Below are 14738 nucleotides of genomic sequence, written 5' to 3' on the forward strand. Positions count from 1 at the left end.
GCCCGGGGCGCTGGCTTGCGCGTGGGTTCCGCCGCTCCGTTGGCATCGACTTAAGATTTTATGGTTTATAGTTTCCTCGCTTCCCCTTTTGCCGACGCCGCCCGGACTGCGCAGTACGCCGCCGTGCAAGCCGCCCTGCAAGCTGATGCCACCACCGATTCTTTGCTGCTGGGCAACCTCGTACTGCAGGACGGTGCCGCGCCCCTCGATGCCGTGGTGGTGCGCCCGCACAGCATCACGCTGCTGGTGCTGGTGCCCCGGGGCGGGCGCCTGAGCATACCTGCCCTGGCTTACGGCCGCTGGCAGCTGGGCGGCGCGCCCTGTCCGGGGCCGAGGACTTCGACAACCCCTTTGAGCAACTGGTGCACCAGAAGCAGGAGCTTGAGGCGTGGCTGAGTCCCCGGTTCAGCCCCGAGCACGTCAACCTGCGCTTTATCAGCAGTCTGGTGCTGTTTGCCGAGTCCGTCACCTTTGCCCCCGACGTAGAGGCCGCGCTCAACAGCGCCACCCAAAGCTTCCAGGCTGCTCAGCGAACCTACGGACCTGCCCCGCCGCCTGCGCCAGCTGGCCACGCCCGAAATTGACCTCACCGCCGAAGACCTGGCCGAGTGGGCGGGAGAGTGGGCAGCGTTTGCCGCCGGCGAACAACCGGCCGCCGCGGCTGGTGCGCAGCAGCCAGCCGGCCAGCCGGCCGATGAGTACGGCCGCGCTGCTGCCAATCCATCGGCCACAGCGCCCGAGCCACCCGCTTCCCGCAGTTTCCTGAGCCAGAAAGCCGGGGCCCTGTGGCGCTGGCTGGGGGCGGACGATGTGTCGGACGACCCGGCCTACGGCTACGACTCCAACACAGCCGCCGCCCGCAGCGAAGAAAAAGCAGGCTCGAGCACCTGCGCCAGCAAATGCAAGCCGACCTGAACGCCCAGGCTCAGCACCCTGGAAGCCCGCGACGCCGAGCGGGAGCGCAGCATTGCGCAGCTGCGCCAGGAGCTGGCCCAAGCCCCCGCCGTAGCGCCCCAAGCCGCCGCCCTGGAAGCCCGCCTCGCCGCCGAGAACCGCGAGAAGGAAGCATTGGAAGCGGCTATGGAAGCTTCGAAGGCCGAGTCTGCCGCCCGTAACCGGGAGCTCGACGCCAAAATTCAGCAATTGGGCCAGCTGATTGAGCAGCTCAATTCCCAGCCAGCCGCCGCCCCTCGCCCATCGCAGCCGGCGGCTGCGGCCCCGGCCAGTGCCGCACCGCCAATGCCGCCAACCGCCCCGAAGCCGCGGCCGTGGGCCGGCTTTCGCCCGGCGCCGTGGGCTGCCGAACGGCTGCAGCTCCTGCAGGAGTGGCGCCGACGCCGGCCGCAGGCGGCCATGGCTGTGGCGGGCCTGGCCACGCTCGGCCTGGGCGTTTGGGGGTTGAGCCACCTGGGCAGCGGGCCCCTGGTGCCCTACCAGGAAAATGGCCGCTGGGGCTATGCTAAAGCCAGCGGCACCCCGGTTATTTCAGCTCAATTCACGGCCGCCGGTCCTTTTCGGGACGGGCAGGCCGTGGTGGCCAAAGACGGCGCGTATGGCATTATAGACGAGGACGGCGACGAGGTGATAGCGCCGGCCTACGACTCGCTGAACGCCTACCACGGCGGCTACGCCCGGGCCCGCGTGGGCGAGGCGTATACTTTTCTGAATGAGGAAGGGGAGGAGTTCGACCACTACTATTTCAACGCCCGCGATTTTGCCGAAGGCCGCGCCGCCGTGCGCGACTACCGCGGCTGGCATTACATCACCGGGCCCGATGTAGCCGAAGCGGTGCCCGCGGTGTTTCTCGAAGCCTATTCGTTCGTGGATGGGCTGGCCCGGGTGAAGCTGCCCGACGGCTACACCTTCATCACCCCCGATTATCTCGAAGACCCGAGCACGGGCACCAAGCCCTTCGGACGCTACGCCCAAGCCACCGACTTCGTCGGGGGCAAAGCCTGGGTCATGCTCGATGGCCGCAGCTTCATTATCGACAAGAACGGGGAAGAGGTAAAGTAGCCGGGCGCCCTGCCTGCTTTAATGGAGCGGCTTCTCAGTTGCGGCTTTGCAAGCGCTTAACAAATTCTGATTGCGGGATTTGACGGCCTCGCTTTTACAGTTTTAGCGGTGGAAGGAAAGGGCCTGGGCGTGGAGCGCCCGAAAATTATTTTCCGGAAACGATTGCGCCCCTGTTTCTTTTCCCGCAAAACCCTTAGCTTGCGCCCCGCTTAACATTTAGGTAACATGGAAGTTCAAACGTTGAAGTATCCGGCCATCCGCAATTTTGTAGCCGGCCAGTCGGTAGATAATTCCTCCACGGCCACGATGGACGTGTTCAGCCCCTCAGCGGCGCGCTGATTTCCACCGTGCCGCTGAGCGGGGCCGCCGCGCTCGACGCCGCGGTGCAAGCCGCCAAGGCCGCCTACCCCGCGTGGTCGGCCACGCCGATTAAGGAGCGGGTGCAAATCTTTTACCGCTACAAAACGCTGCTCGAGCGCGACATGAAAGCCCTCGCCGACCTGGTGCGCGAGGAGAACGGCAAGACCTACGACGAGGCCCGCGCCGAAGTCGAAAAAGCCATTGAGCTAACCGAGTTTGCCTGCTCCATGCCGCAGCTTATTCAGGGCGAGTTTCTGGAAGTGAGCAAGGGCGTAGAAGCCCGCGTCGAGCGCAAGCCGCTGGGCGTGGTGGCCAGCATCGCGCCGTTCAACTTCCCCAACATGGTGCCGCACTGGACCATCCCGAATGCCATTGTGCTCGGCAATACCATGGTGCTGAAGCCCTCGGAGCAGGTGCCGCTGAGCGCCGTAAAAATCGCCGAGCCTGCTGAAAGAAGCCGGCCTGCCCGACGGCGTGCTCAACATCGTGAATGGTGACAAGGAAATCGTGGAAGCCATTTGCGACCACCCTGATATTCAGGCCGTGAGCTTCGTGGGCTCCACCAAGATTGCCAAAGTGGTGTACATCCGGGCTACCAGCAACCTGAAGCGTTGCGTAGCGCTGGGCGGTGCCAAAAATCACCTGATGGTGCTGCCTGATGCCCACCCCGAAATGACGGCCTCCAACGTGGCCGCCAGCATGTCGGGCTGCGCGGGCCAGCGCTGCATGGCCGGCTCCACCATGGTGGGCGTGGGCGCAATTGATGGCATTGTGGCCAAGATTGTGGAAGAAGCCCGCAAGATTGTGCCCGGCCAGAACCTGGGTTCCGTCATCAGCAAAGAAGCCAAGGAGCGCATCGAGCAGCACATCACCGAAGCCGAAGCCGCCGGAGCCAAAGTCCTGCTCGACGGCCGCAACGCCGTGGTGCCCGGCCACGAAGACGGCTACTACGTGGGCGCCACGGTAATAGACCATGTGACGCCCGACATGCGCATTGCCCAGGAAGAGGTGTTCGGCCCGGTGCTGGCCATCATGCGCACCAATACGCTGGACGAAGCCTTAGCCATCGAAAATGCCAACCCCTACGGCAACGCCGCTGCGGTATTCACCAGCAGCGGCAGCAGCGCCCGCTACGTCATGGACCACGCCAACGCCGGCATGATTGGCGTGAACATCGGCGTGCCCGTGCCCCGCGAGCCCTTCTCCTTCGGCGGCTGGAACGATTCCAAGTTCGGCGCCTGCGACATCACCGGCAAAAGCTCCATCGAATTCTGGACCCAGCTCAAGAAGACCACCACCAAGTGGAACCCGGAGTCGCGGGTGAACTGGATGAGCTAGACCATGTGGTATTGGAAAAAGAACGTCATGCCGAGCGTAGCCGAGGCATCTCGCTTGCAGCAGTAATTCAACCGGCTCAACGAGGCAAGCGAGATGCCTCGGCTACGCTCGGCATGACGTTCTAAAATGAGTTTTTACGTCAACATTCTTACCAACCCAGCCCGAACGGTATTGTATACCGGCATTACAAACAACCTGGAGCGGCGCCTGCACGAGCATAGTACAGGGTTAGGCGAGTCCGGGAAATTCACTGGGCGCTACCAATGCAATCTGCTTGTCTACTTTGAAATCAGTCCCGATGCTAAGCAAGCTATTGCCAGGGAGAAGCAGATAAAGAATTGGGGGCGTGCCAAAAAGGATTTTCTCATAAACACAATGAACCCTGCCTGGGAGCCAATAGATTTACAAACTTGGAGCGGCTAAAAAGTACCCTTACGTCAGCACCCGAGATGCCTCGGCTGCGCTCGGCATGACGGCCTGATTTTTCACAAAGTTCCAACTGATAACCAGCAAAAACACCCGGCGAGAATTCCCACTCAACACGGCGCGCTTCCGCCGCGCGCCGTGGCGGAACGGAGGGCTTTTCTGAACGGCGCACAATACCAAAACACCTTACTGGCTTCGGGGCCGCAGAGATAGAAGGCTGCCTCCTGTTTCGTAAGTTGTTGCGCCGAACGGGGAAGTCCTTCGCTTCCGTTTCCTTCCATTCCTTTCCACTCGATACTTATGCATCCGACGCTCGATACCGACAAGGACCAAATCCTGCACGACAACCTCGACCACACGCTCTTTTCATGGTCGAAGCAAACGGGCCTGAACCCCATCAACGCCGAGCGTGCCGAGGGCGTGTACGTGTACGACCGCGACGGCAAGCGCTACCTCGATTTCTCGTCTCAGGCGATGAACGTGAACATCGGCCACGGCGACCAGCGCGTGACCGAAGCCGTGGCTGCCCAGATGCGCGAGTTGAGCTACGTGTACCCCGGCATGATAACCAAGGCCCGCGGCGACTTGGGCCGGAAGTTGGCCGAAATCACCTCACCCAACCTCACCAAAGCCTTCTTCACGCTGGGCGGCGCCGAGGCTATTGAAAATGCCATCAAGCTAGCACGGGTGTACACCGGCCGCCACAAGATTGTGACGCTGTACCAGTCGTTTCACGGGGCCAGCTACGGTGCCATGAGCGCCGGCGGCGACCCCCGCAAGTTTGCCGTGGATAGCCAGGCCATGCCCAACGTGGTGCACGTCGAGAACCCGTTTTTCTACCGTTGCCCTTGGCACTCCGAAACGCCCGAGCAGTGCGCCCAGCGCGCCGCCGATGCCATGGAGCGCATCATTGGCTACGAAAACCCCGGCAGCGTGGCCGCCATTATCCTGGAAGGGGAGTCGGGCACGTCGGGCTGCATCAAATACCCGCCCGGCTACTGGACGCGCATCCGCGAAATCTGCGACAAGCACGGGATTCTGCTGGTAGCTGATGAGGTGATGAGCGGTTTCGGCCGCACCGGCAAGTGGTTCGGCTCGGACCACCACGGCGTGAAAGTTGACATCATGTGCATGGCCAAGGGCATTACTGCCGGCTACTTGCCCCTAGGTGCCGTGATGGTGGACGAGAAAATTGCCAAGTCCTTCGACGACAAGCCTCTGCCGCTGGGCCTGACTTATTCGGCCCACCCGGTTTCGTGCGCTGCCGCTGTGGCCGTGCTCGATATCTACGAGTCGGACAACCTGCTGGAAAACACGGTGGAAATGGGCAAGTACATGGACGAGCAGGTAGCTCAACTCATGCGCCACCATCCCAGCATCGGCGACTGGCGCAACACCGGCCTCTTCGGCTGCATCGAGTGGTGAAAAACCGCGACACCAAAGAGCCCATGGCCCCCTGGAATGCGACAGCCGACCAAATGGCCATCATGAACCAGGTAGCAGCGAAAATCCGCGAGTTGGGCATGTACACCTTCGTGCGCTGGAGCTACATCTTCATCTGCCCGCCGCTGACCATCACCAAGGACGAAATCGACGAAGGCCTGGCCATCATTTCCGAGGCCATTAGCATTGCCGATAAGCACGTGTACTAGGCCGTAGCCGCGGAACCTCACCCCGGCCCCTCTCCATAAGAGAGGGGAGCCCAACGACTTTTTAAATCTAACCGCTTTACTATTTCACTCTTGGCTCCCCTCTCTTATGGAGAGGGGCCGGGGTGAGGTTCTCCGGACCATGTCCATCCTCCTAAAAAACGGCCGCGTTGTCACCGCTGATTCTGACTCGATTTGCGACATATTAATTGAGGGCGAAACCATCGTTTCCATTGGCCGCAACTTGTCGGCCGATGGGGCGGAGGTTATCGACTGCACTGGCAAAATCATCGTGCCCGGCGGCATCGACCCGCACGTGCATTTGGAGATGCCTTTCATGGGCACTTTTAGCAGCGACACCTACGAAACCGGTACCCGCGCGGCACTGCACGGCGGCACCACCACCGTCATCGATTTTATCCTGCAGAAGCAGGGCAATTCGCTGCGCGCCGCATTTGATGAATGGAGCGGACGCGCCACCGGCAACGCCGTGGGTGACTACAGCTTCCACATGGCCGTGACGGATTTCAACCCCGACACCAAGGAGGAAATCAAGGAAATGATTGCCGAGGGCATCACTTCCTTTAAAACCTTCATGGCCTACAAGGGCGCGCTCATGATTGACGACGCGCAAATGGTGGGCCTGATGCAGGAGGTGAAAAAGCACGGTGGCTTGGTGACGGCCCACGCCACCAACGGCGACATGATTGATACCCTCATTGCCCAGCACCGGGCGCAGCGCAAGCTCTCGCCGCTTTACCACTACCTCTCGCAGCCCGAAGTGACCGAGGCCGAAGCCTCCGGGCGCTTCGCCGACATTGCCAATTACACCGGCGTGAATGCCTACATCGTGCACCTCACCTGCGAGGGCGCCCTCAACCAAGTGCGCCGCGCCACTGAGCGCAACCAGCGCATGCTAGTCGAGACGTGCATTCAGTACCTGCTGCTCGACGCTTCGCTCTACGAAGACGAAGCCAACGGCGCCAAAGTGGTGATGTCGCCGCCGCTGCGCGAAAGAAAGACCAGGCCACGCTCTGGGCCGGCATCAACCAGGGACTGGTGAATGTGGTGGGCACCGACCATTGCCCTTTTTTGTGGGAGCAGAAGCTCATGGGCAAGGAAGATTTTTCCAAAATTCCCAACGGCCACCCGGCCGTGGAGCACCGCATGGAATTGCTGTTTTCAGAAGGCGTAAAAACCGGAAAAATCACGCTGAACAAGTTCGTGGAAGTAACCTCTACGAATGCGGCAAAAATCTTTGGCATGTTTCCGCGCAAAGGCACCATCAGCATCGGGGCCGATGCGGATTTAGTGGTGTTTGACCCAAATAAAAAGCACACCATTTCGGCCAAGACGCACCACATGAACGTCGACTATTCGGCCTACGAAGGGTGGGAGCTGACCGGCAAGATTGAGACGGTTCTGCTGCGCGGAAAAGTGGCCATTGATGCTGGCGAAACCAAGGTGGCAAAGGGCTACGGCCAGTTTATAAAGCGCGGTAAAACTGCTTTCTAATGAATTGATTGGGTTTATGGGCAAGCGTATTCCCGTTCCGAGTGGAACGAAGGAAGTCGTTGTGCCCAGGCGGCCACTCAACATTGCGCAAAGCCCTATTTTTTGCTTAACTTTTAGCCCACTTTGGGCTGTCCGTTTCTAATTTGATTTTACCTCAACTCAACCCGTTGCACTGAGAGCCGGACCACCAGCGTGGCTCTTTCCCGGTGCAATGCAAATTATCCGCAACATTTCATTTTCCCACTCCAACCGCATGTCCAGAATTATCAAATCCGGCCTGATTCAGATGAGCTTGCCGATGACCGAAGGCGAAGGCACCATTGAGGAAATCAAGGAGGCCATGGTGCAGAAGCACATTCCACTGATTGAGGAAGCCGGCCGTCAGGGCGTGCAAATCCTGTGCTTGCAGGAAATCTTCAATACCCCGTATTTCTGTCCCGGCCAGGACAAAGCCTGGTACGCCTCGGCCGAAGCCGTGCCCGGCCCGACCACGGACCGCATGGCCGAGTACGCCAAGAAGTACAACATGGTGATGATTGTGCCGGTGTACGAGCGCGAAGCCGCCGGCTTCCTCTACAACACGGCCGCCGTGATTGACGCCGACGGCACCTACCTCGGCAAGTACCGCAAAAACCATATTCCCCACACTTCCGGCTTCTGGGAGAAATTTTTCTTTAAGCCCGGCAACATGGGCTACCCCGTGTTCCAGACCAAGTACGCCAAAGTGGGCGTGTACATCTGCTACGACCGACACTTCCCCGACGGCGCCCGCGTGCTCGGCCTCAACGGCGCCGAAATCGTGTACAACCCCTCGGCCACCGTGGCCGGCCTCTCGCAGTACCTCTGGAAGCTGGAGCAGCCCGCGCACGCCGCCGCCAACGGCTATTTCATGGGCTGCATCAACCGCGTGGGCACCGAGAAGCCCTGGAATCTGGGTAAGTTCTACGGCACCAGCTACTTCGTAGACCCGCGCGGCCAAATCATTGCCCAAGCCAGCGAAGACAACGACGAACTGCTGGTAACGGAGTTCGACCTGGACATGATTGATGAGGTGCGCTCGACCTGGCAGTTCTTCCGCGACCGTCGCCCGGAGACCTACGAGAAGCTGGTGGAACTCTAGCAGTTTTGAGTGGTGAATGTTGAGTGTTGAATTGAGCATCGGATAATATTCGGTCTCAAATTCAGCACTCGATATTTTTCACTCAACATTCAAAACTCAAAACTCAACATTGCCAAAGATGGCCGAATATTCCACCCCCACCACCGAACAGGCATTCCAGCTCAATTTTGCGCAGGCTCAAGCCCCACATGAACCGGACGGAGGCGCTGTACGAAAGCTCGCGCTGCCTGTTTTGTTTCGACGCCCCCTGCATCCAAGCCTGCCCTTCGGGCATTGACATTCCGCAGTTTATTCGCCAGATAAATTCGGGCAACGATACCGGCGCCGCGCGCACTATTTACGAGGCCAATTACTTCGGTAATGCCTGCGGCAAGGTGTGCCCCACGGAGGTGCTGTGCGAGGGCGCTTGTGTGTATAACCTGCAGGATGTGAAGCCCATCGAAATCGGCCGCTTGCAGAGCTACGCCACCACCAAGGTGATTGAGAGCGGCAAAAAGCTGTTTGGCCCCGGCGAAGCAAATGGGAAAAGCGTGGCCGTAATTGGCGCCGGACCTTCGGGCATTTCGGCGGCGTGCGAGCCTGCGGGCGTTGGGGTACGAAGTGGATGTATTTGAAGCCAAAGCCCAGCCCTCGGGCCTCACGGTGTACGGCGTGGCACCCTATAAAATTACCAATGAAGAAACGCTCGCCGAAATGGCTTATTTGCAAGCGCAATTCGGGTACAATGTGCACTTTAATTCGCCCATTAATTCACGCGAAGAATTAGCCGGATTAGAGGATAAATACGACGCCATTTTCCTAGGCATTGGCTTGGGCAAAACCAACGAATTGGGCCTTGCCGGAGAAGACAAAATCAATTGCACCGGCGCCGTGGAATTTATTGCCGAATTGCGCCAGCATCACCACCAGGTGGCGGTGGGCCGAAAGGTAATTGTGCTGGGTGGCGGCAATACCGCCATGGACGCTGCCTCCGAATCGGCCCGGCTGGGTGCTGAAAATGTTGTGCTGGCCTATCGCCGCGGCAAGGAGGAAATGGGGGCCTACGACTTCGAGTACGACCTGGCGAAAGGCGTAGGAGTGAAGGGCCTGTTCAACGTGGCTCCGGTCGAGATTATGGGCAACGGCTACGTGGCTGGCGTGAAGTTTATCCGCACCGAAACCAAGGATGGCAAGGTCTCGGAAATTGCCGGCTCAGAATTCGTGGAGCCCTGCGACATGGTGATAAAAGCCACCGGCCAGGCCAAGCAAACCGATTTCCTGAGCCTGATACCGGGCTTGAAAGTGGACGGCAAGGGCCGAATCGTGGCTGATGCGCACACCGGCCAGACTTCAAACCCCAAGTACTTCGCCTCCGGCGATGCCTGGAACGGCGGGGCTGAAGTAGTGAACGCCGCCGCCGAGGCCAAGCTCACGGCCCGCGGCATCCATGCATACCTGAGCAAGTAGAAATGTAGCGTGGACTCTGCGAGTCCGCGCCGCGACGGTCAATCCTCCCACATCCTAACCAAACGCGCGGACTCGCAGAGTCCACGCTACTGATATGCCTGATTTATCCATCAATTTCGCCGGCATCAAATCGCCGAATCCTTTCTGGCTGGCTTCGGCTCCGCCTACCAATTCCGGCTACCAGATAATGAAGGCTTTTGACGCCGGCTGGGGTGGCGCGGTGTGGAAGACGCTGGGCGTACCCGTCGTGAACGTATCGAGCCGCTACGGCGGCGTGAATTATCGGGACAAGCGCTTGGTTGGCTTCAACAATATTGAGCTGATTTCGGACCGCCCGCTGGCCGATAACCTGCGCGAGATTGAGGAAGTGAAAAAGCGCTTTCCGAACCACGCCGTTATCGCCTCGCTGATGGTGCAGAGCCGGCAGGAGTGGCACGACATCGTGCGGCAGAGCCAGGACGCCGGCGCCGATGGTTTTGAGCTGAACTTTGGCTGCCCGCATGGCATGTGCGAGCGCGGCATGGGCTCGGCGGTAGGGCAGGAGCCAAAGATTTTGCAGATGATAGTGGAGTGGGTGATGGAAGTGGCCACCAAGCCCGTCATCGTGAAGCTGACGCCCAATATTTCTGACATTACCGAGCCGGCCATGGCCGCGCGCCGCGGCGGGGCGGATGCCATTTCGCTTATCAACACCATTCAGAGCATTGTCGGGGTCGACCTCGACAAATTCGCGCCCTACCCCATTGTGGATGGCAAGGGCACCAACGGCGGCTACTGTGGCCCGGCTGTGAAACCCATTGCGCTGAACATGGTGAAAAACTGCGCCCAGCACCCCGACGTGCGCCTGCCCATCTCGGGCATTGGCGGCATCGAGAACTGGCGCGATGCTGTGGAGCATATTCTGTTGGGTGCCAGCAGCGTGCAGGTGTGCACGGCGGCCATGCACTTCGGCTTCGGCATCATTCGGGAAATGACTTCCGGGCTGGAGCAGTACATGGTCGACAAGGGCTTCAACACCATCTACGACTTCGTGGGCAAGGCCCTGCCCAACGTGCTGCACTGGGAAGACCTGAACATGAAGTATAAGGTGACGGCAAACATCCACGAGGACAAGTGCATTGGCTGCCAGCTCTGCTACACGGCCTGTGAAGACGGTGCCCACCAGGCCATCAAGCTCAACGCTGGTACCCGTGTGCCCGAAATCATCGAAGAGAACTGCGTGGGCTGCAACCTGTGCTCCTTGGTGTGCCCCGTGGAAGACTGCATTACCATGGACCGCACCGATTCCGGCACCGAGCACCTCACCTGGAAGGAGCGGGTGGAAGCCGGCACCGCGCCCACCGAATTCAACGACGAACGTGCTGGCGGCCGCCACCACTGGGTGCCCGAGCCCGCCGCGGCCCTGGGCAAGGAGCGCCACAAGACCCTGCCCGGCAAGGCCCGCGTGTACTCCGGCGAAACCGAGGCGCCGGCCGAGGTTTAGAAAACGAGTTAAGACACTGCTGGCAGACCTTGACGCTTTTATAGCACTTCCATAGAAATGGAATGAGAAGCGGGCGCGTGCACAGTGCCCGCTTTTTCGCGTAGAGGGCGCCCGTTGCGCTGGTTGCGCCGGGCCTGGATTTCGGCCACGATGGCCAGTGCAATTTCCTCAGGCGTCTCGCTGCCCAGGTCCAGGCCGATGGGGCTGTGCAGGCGGGTTTGCAGCAGGGCTTCTTTTCAGCTTCGCTGAGGCCAAGTTCCGGCTCGTCGAGCAGGCGGGCGGCTTTCAGGCGGGGGCCCAGCAAGCCGATATAGGGCGTGGACGCCGGAATGTGCAGGGCCAGCGCGGCCAAATCGTAGGCGTAGTTGTGGCTGAGCAGCACGGCGTAGGCATCGGTTCGGGTTTCCTGGGCAAGGTCTGCTACGGGCACCACCCGCACTTCGGCGGCTTCGGGGAAGCGGGCGGCGGTGGCCAGGTTGGGCCGGCCGTCGAGCACGGTGATGTGCCAGCCCAGGGAGGCCGCCAGCCGCACTAGGGGCTGGGCATCGTTGCCGGCCCCATAGATGATGACGCGCAGGGGAGGAGTGAGCAGGCTCAAGCAGGGCCCGCACGGAGCCCGCTTCGGTTTCAATGTCCAGCACTTGCGAGAGGCCTTGGGCCAGGGTGGCGCGCGCGGCCTGGGTTAGCGGCGTGGCCAAGGCAGAAGCGCCGCGCAGCGCGCCACCGGCCGTGAGGAGCAGGCGCTGGCCTACTTCGGCGCGCAGACCATTAGCCTTGTCGGTTTCAAATACGGTGGCCAGCACCGCGGGCTCGGGGTGCTGGGCAAAGCCGCGGAGCAGCTCCATGGGGTTGTCGGGGGCGGCGAAGTCGAGTGGCTCGAGCAGGATGCGCACCACGCCCTGGCAGCCGGGGCCCAGACCGTGACGCGGGTCGTCTTCGTCGCGGGTATCGTAGCTGACCAGCGCGGGCTGGCCCCGGAAAATGGCCTGCCGGGCCCGCTGGCGGGCATCGCCTTCCAGGCAGCCGCCGCTGATGGCGCCGGTCAGCCGGCCGTCGTCGGTGACGAGCATGCGGGCTCCCGGGCGCCGGTAAGCCGAGCCGTGCACCTCCACCACCGTGGCCAGGGCGCAGGGCCGGGCCTCGGCGCGGTGCTGGTCGTAGGCAAGAAGCAGGCGCTGGAGTTCGGTCATGGATTAACGTAAACGAGGTAACAAGTAAGCGCGCCCGAAGGAAGTTCACTACAAGGGCGCGCTGCTATACGAGTGACCAGGCAGAAGTGCCCGGGCAAATGGGGCCTTACCGGTAAAATTGAGCTGTAATTATCCCTTGCTTTTAGGTAATGATATAGACATAATGCAATGATATTATAACAGTCGGGGTTTCCCTGGTTGGCATTCAGCGAGCCTTTGGGTAAGTTCGGCTAGAAAACCATAATGTTTAGCTAAATAAGTTTGGGTTCAGCTTATTTTGATGATAAATTTGAAGTCTAGAAATGGTAATCAGCCGGGATTTAATTCGGCTAATCAAGTAACAGGCTTCTATGATTCAGACTAATATTCAACAGTACTTTCGCTATTACTTGGCGTTTGCCTTGATTATTATGTTGGCAGTGGGTGTCCGGATGCAGGCTGCCCCCTCGGCACCGATTCGATAGTGAAAGAAGAGACCGAAGCGGCTGCACCAGCTGGCAATCAGGTGCGTAATGCCCCGGCTGAGGTTGCCACCCGGTAGGCCCGGCAGCTGAAGTTCGGCCCGTTTATTATTCGCCGGCCCGGCCCGTAGCGCACGCTACGGGGCCGGGCCGGCGGCATTTTCGGGCAGCCAGCACTACCTTCCGGCGCCATGAAAATTCTTTTAGTTGAAGACGAACCCTCGGTAGCGGCGTTCCTGCACCAGGGCCTCACCGAGCAAGACTATACCGTGGACCTCGCGGCCGACGGCCTGCTGGGACTGCGCCGCGCCCAAAGTACCCGTTACGACTGCCTGATTCTGGACCAGATGCTGCCGGGCCTGAGCGGCCTGGAAGTGTGCCGCCAGGTGCGGGCCCACGACCCGGGCGTGCCCATTCTGATGCTCACGGCCCTGGGCGAAACCGACGACAAGATTCGCGGCCTCGACGCTGGGGCCGACGATTATCTGGTGAAACCCTTTGCCTTCGAGGAGCTGCTGGCCCGGCTGCGGGCCCTGGTGCGGCGCCGCACCGAAGCCCCCGCGACCAAGGCCGTGCTGCACCTTGCCGACCTGACCCTGGACCCCGTGGCCAAGCGCGTGGAGCGGGCGGGCCAGGTGATTCAGCTCACTGCGCGGGAGTTTTCCCTGCTCGAGTACTTTTTGCGCAACCAGGGCCGGGTCGTGTCGCGGGCCGACTTGCTGGAGCAGGTTTGGGACATGAGCTATGACACGGGTTCTAACGTCATTGACGTCTACATCAACTTCCTACGCAAAAAAATTGACCGAAATTTCGAGCCCAAGCTGATTCACACCTTGGTGGGCATGGGCTACGTGATGAAAAGCGAAGGATGAGGAGAGCTTGAAGCTGGGATAATAAAGCAGCGGCGAAGCAGTGGTCAACTCAAAAAGTTGCCAAGCCAATCAAAGCCTGTTGTCCGGCTTCGTTGTTCACTTTTCTCATTTACCTCCGCCGTGGCCGATTGTTCATGATTTTCTTCCTCGTCTAGTGTCCATTCGCCTTCGTCTCGCCATTCAGTTCGGCTCCATTCTGGCCGTGACGCTGCTGCTGTTTGCCCTCACCATCTATTTCGCCACCAAGAAATCGCGGCAGGAGCTGTTCACCCAAAGCCTGTTTCGGCGGACGCTGGTGGTGGGCCACGCCTACGCCGACGGGCAGGAGAGCAGCAGCGATTCCACTCAGCAAGCATCCTACCGCCGCTACCTGCGCCAGCTCTACCGCACTCTGCCCGAGGAAGAAGGCCGGGTGTACGACAAGGCCAACCGCCTGGTGTTTCAGGAAGGGCAGGGGCCCGCCAAGCCCGTGCCCGCGGAATGGCTGGCCAAAGTGCGCCGGGAAGGCCGGGCCGTGTTCGAGTCCGAAACCAACTACCACGAAACCGTGGGCCTGCTCTACCAGGATGCCCGGCTGGGCCCGCTGGTGGTGGTGGCATCGTCGGTAGACGAAGACAGCCGCCAGCAGGCTCGAGCAGCTGCGCAAGCTGCTGGCCGTGGGCCTGCTGGCCGCCCTGGGGGTGGTGGGCGTGGGCAACTGGGTGTTTGCCGGGCGGGCCCTGCGCCCGCTGCGGCGCATGGTGCAGGAAGTAGACGGCATCACGGCCACCGACCTGAGCCAGCGCCTGACCCAGGGCTCGGGCTCCAACGACGAAATCGGCCGCCTGGCCCAGCGCTTCAACCGCCTGCTCGACCGGCTGGA

At 60.6% G+C, this 14738-nt stretch carries 16 protein-coding genes and 3 pseudogenes; 16 read left to right on the plus strand and 3 right to left on the minus strand.

Features of this window, described 5'->3' with window-relative positions; all coding sequences use genetic code 11:
- Positions 1–60 precede the first annotated feature (60 nt).
- The 14 genes from ACFQT0_RS14145 to preA all read left to right on the plus strand — a co-directional run bounded on the left by ACFQT0_RS14145 (position 61) and on the right by preA (position 11353).
- The gene (locus ACFQT0_RS14145) at positions 61–396 is read left to right on the plus strand and encodes a hypothetical protein (protein WP_380203661.1); all 336 of its coding nucleotides are present in this window, start codon (positions 61–63) and stop codon (positions 394–396) included.
- Positions 363–584 (plus strand): hypothetical protein, encoded by a 222-nt coding sequence (locus ACFQT0_RS14150; RefSeq protein WP_380203663.1) that lies wholly within the window; start codon positions 363–365, stop codon positions 582–584. The genes ACFQT0_RS14145 and ACFQT0_RS14150 overlap by 34 nt, the downstream gene beginning before the upstream one ends.
- A 496-nt stretch (positions 585–1080) precedes the next feature.
- Positions 1081–2016, plus strand: coding sequence for a WG repeat-containing protein (locus ACFQT0_RS14155; RefSeq protein WP_380203665.1), 936 nt, complete (start codon positions 1081–1083; stop codon positions 2014–2016).
- Positions 2017–2363: 347 nt separating this feature from the next.
- Complete coding sequence (locus ACFQT0_RS14160) at positions 2364–2873, plus strand: aldehyde dehydrogenase family protein (protein ID WP_380203667.1); 510 nt, start codon at positions 2364–2366, stop codon at positions 2871–2873.
- Positions 2851–3714: an aldehyde dehydrogenase family protein gene (locus tag ACFQT0_RS14165; protein ID WP_380203669.1), complete on the plus strand. Its 864-nt coding sequence runs from the start codon at positions 2851–2853 to the stop codon at positions 3712–3714. Before ACFQT0_RS14160 ends, ACFQT0_RS14165 begins: the two co-directional genes overlap by 23 nt.
- Before the next feature lie 126 nt (positions 3715–3840).
- A complete protein-coding gene (locus ACFQT0_RS14170; protein WP_380203671.1) occupies positions 3841–4137 on the plus strand; it encodes a GIY-YIG nuclease family protein in 297 nt (98 codons plus the stop codon).
- 303 nt (positions 4138–4440) lie between these two features.
- Positions 4441–5565, plus strand: a complete 1125-nt coding sequence (locus ACFQT0_RS14175) for an aminotransferase family protein (protein WP_380203673.1) — start codon at positions 4441–4443, stop codon at positions 5563–5565.
- On the plus strand, positions 5562–5792 hold the full coding sequence (locus tag ACFQT0_RS14180) for a hypothetical protein (RefSeq protein WP_380203675.1): 231 nt from the start codon (positions 5562–5564) through the stop codon (positions 5790–5792). Before ACFQT0_RS14175 ends, ACFQT0_RS14180 begins: the two co-directional genes overlap by 4 nt.
- Before the next feature lie 139 nt (positions 5793–5931).
- The gene (locus ACFQT0_RS14185) at positions 5932–6852 is read left to right on the plus strand and encodes an amidohydrolase family protein (RefSeq protein WP_380203677.1); all 921 of its coding nucleotides are present in this window, start codon (positions 5932–5934) and stop codon (positions 6850–6852) included.
- Positions 6849–7304 carry an amidohydrolase family protein gene (locus tag ACFQT0_RS14190; RefSeq protein ID WP_380203679.1) on the plus strand — a complete coding sequence of 152 codons (456 nt, stop codon included), beginning with the start codon at positions 6849–6851 and terminating at the stop codon, positions 7302–7304. The genes ACFQT0_RS14185 and ACFQT0_RS14190 overlap by 4 nt, the downstream gene beginning before the upstream one ends.
- Positions 7305–7557: 253 nt before the next feature.
- Entirely contained in the window at positions 7558–8424 is an 867-nt protein-coding gene (locus tag ACFQT0_RS14195) for a nitrilase-related carbon-nitrogen hydrolase (protein WP_380203681.1), read from the plus strand.
- Positions 8425–8591: 167 nt separating this feature from the next.
- Positions 8592–9038, plus strand: coding sequence for a hypothetical protein (locus ACFQT0_RS14200; RefSeq protein WP_380203683.1), 447 nt, complete (start codon positions 8592–8594; stop codon positions 9036–9038).
- Positions 9013–9870 carry an FAD-dependent oxidoreductase gene (locus ACFQT0_RS14205; protein ID WP_380203685.1) on the plus strand — a complete coding sequence of 286 codons (858 nt, stop codon included), beginning with the start codon at positions 9013–9015 and terminating at the stop codon, positions 9868–9870. The genes ACFQT0_RS14200 and ACFQT0_RS14205 overlap by 26 nt, the downstream gene beginning before the upstream one ends.
- Before the next feature lie 94 nt (positions 9871–9964).
- Positions 9965–11353, plus strand: coding sequence for an NAD-dependent dihydropyrimidine dehydrogenase subunit PreA (preA, locus tag ACFQT0_RS14210; RefSeq protein ID WP_380203687.1), 1389 nt, complete (start codon positions 9965–9967; stop codon positions 11351–11353).
- 38 nt (positions 11354–11391) lie between these two features.
- Here preA and ACFQT0_RS14215 read toward each other — a convergent pair whose 3' ends face one another.
- From ACFQT0_RS14215 to ACFQT0_RS14225, 3 genes and pseudogenes are all read right to left on the minus strand, one after another.
- A complete protein-coding gene (locus tag ACFQT0_RS14215) occupies positions 11392–11580 on the minus strand; it encodes an XdhC family protein (protein ID WP_380206023.1) in 189 nt (62 codons plus the stop codon).
- 50 nt (positions 11581–11630) lie between these two features.
- Positions 11631–11885: pseudogene (locus ACFQT0_RS14220) on the minus strand (XdhC family protein); the annotation flags it as partial.
- A 427-nt stretch (positions 11886–12312) separates the two neighbouring features.
- Positions 12313–12543: pseudogene (locus ACFQT0_RS14225) on the minus strand (XdhC family protein); the annotation flags it as partial.
- A gap of 652 nt (positions 12544–13195) precedes the next feature.
- On the opposite strand from ACFQT0_RS14225, the gene ACFQT0_RS14230 reads away from it, so the two are divergent.
- Together ACFQT0_RS14230 and ACFQT0_RS14235 are read left to right on the plus strand one after the other, a co-directional pair.
- Positions 13196–13876: a response regulator transcription factor gene (locus ACFQT0_RS14230; RefSeq protein ID WP_380203689.1), complete on the plus strand. Its 681-nt coding sequence runs from the start codon at positions 13196–13198 to the stop codon at positions 13874–13876.
- A gap of 737 nt (positions 13877–14613) precedes the next feature.
- Positions 14614–14679 (plus strand): annotated as a pseudogene (locus ACFQT0_RS14235) (hypothetical protein); the annotation flags it as partial.
- Positions 14680–14738 lie beyond the last annotated feature (59 nt).

The sequence above is a fragment of the Hymenobacter humi genome (assembly GCF_042665855.1).
GTDB lineage: Bacteria > Bacteroidota > Bacteroidia > Cytophagales > Hymenobacteraceae > Hymenobacter > Hymenobacter humi.

What these genes read in the sequence shown, in the direction of transcription:
- ACFQT0_RS14230 (WP_380203689.1), top strand. Translation starts at nt 13,196, where the DNA reads ATGAAAATTCTTTTAGTTGAAGACGAACCCTCGGTAGCGGCGTTCCTG.
- ACFQT0_RS14195 (WP_380203681.1), top strand. Translation starts at nt 7,558, where the DNA reads ATGTCCAGAATTATCAAATCCGGCCTGATTCAGATGAGCTTGCCGATG.
- ACFQT0_RS14175 (WP_380203673.1), top strand. Translation starts at nt 4,441, where the DNA reads ATGCATCCGACGCTCGATACCGACAAGGACCAAATCCTGCACGACAAC.
- preA (WP_380203687.1), top strand. Translation starts at nt 9,965, where the DNA reads ATGCCTGATTTATCCATCAATTTCGCCGGCATCAAATCGCCGAATCCT.
- ACFQT0_RS14145 (WP_380203661.1), top strand. Translation starts at nt 61, where the DNA reads ATGGTTTATAGTTTCCTCGCTTCCCCTTTTGCCGACGCCGCCCGGACT.
- ACFQT0_RS14185 (WP_380203677.1), top strand. Translation starts at nt 5,932, where the DNA reads ATGTCCATCCTCCTAAAAAACGGCCGCGTTGTCACCGCTGATTCTGAC.
- ACFQT0_RS14170 (WP_380203671.1), top strand. Translation starts at nt 3,841, where the DNA reads ATGAGTTTTTACGTCAACATTCTTACCAACCCAGCCCGAACGGTATTG.
- ACFQT0_RS14155 (WP_380203665.1), top strand. Translation starts at nt 1,081, where the DNA reads ATGGAAGCTTCGAAGGCCGAGTCTGCCGCCCGTAACCGGGAGCTCGAC.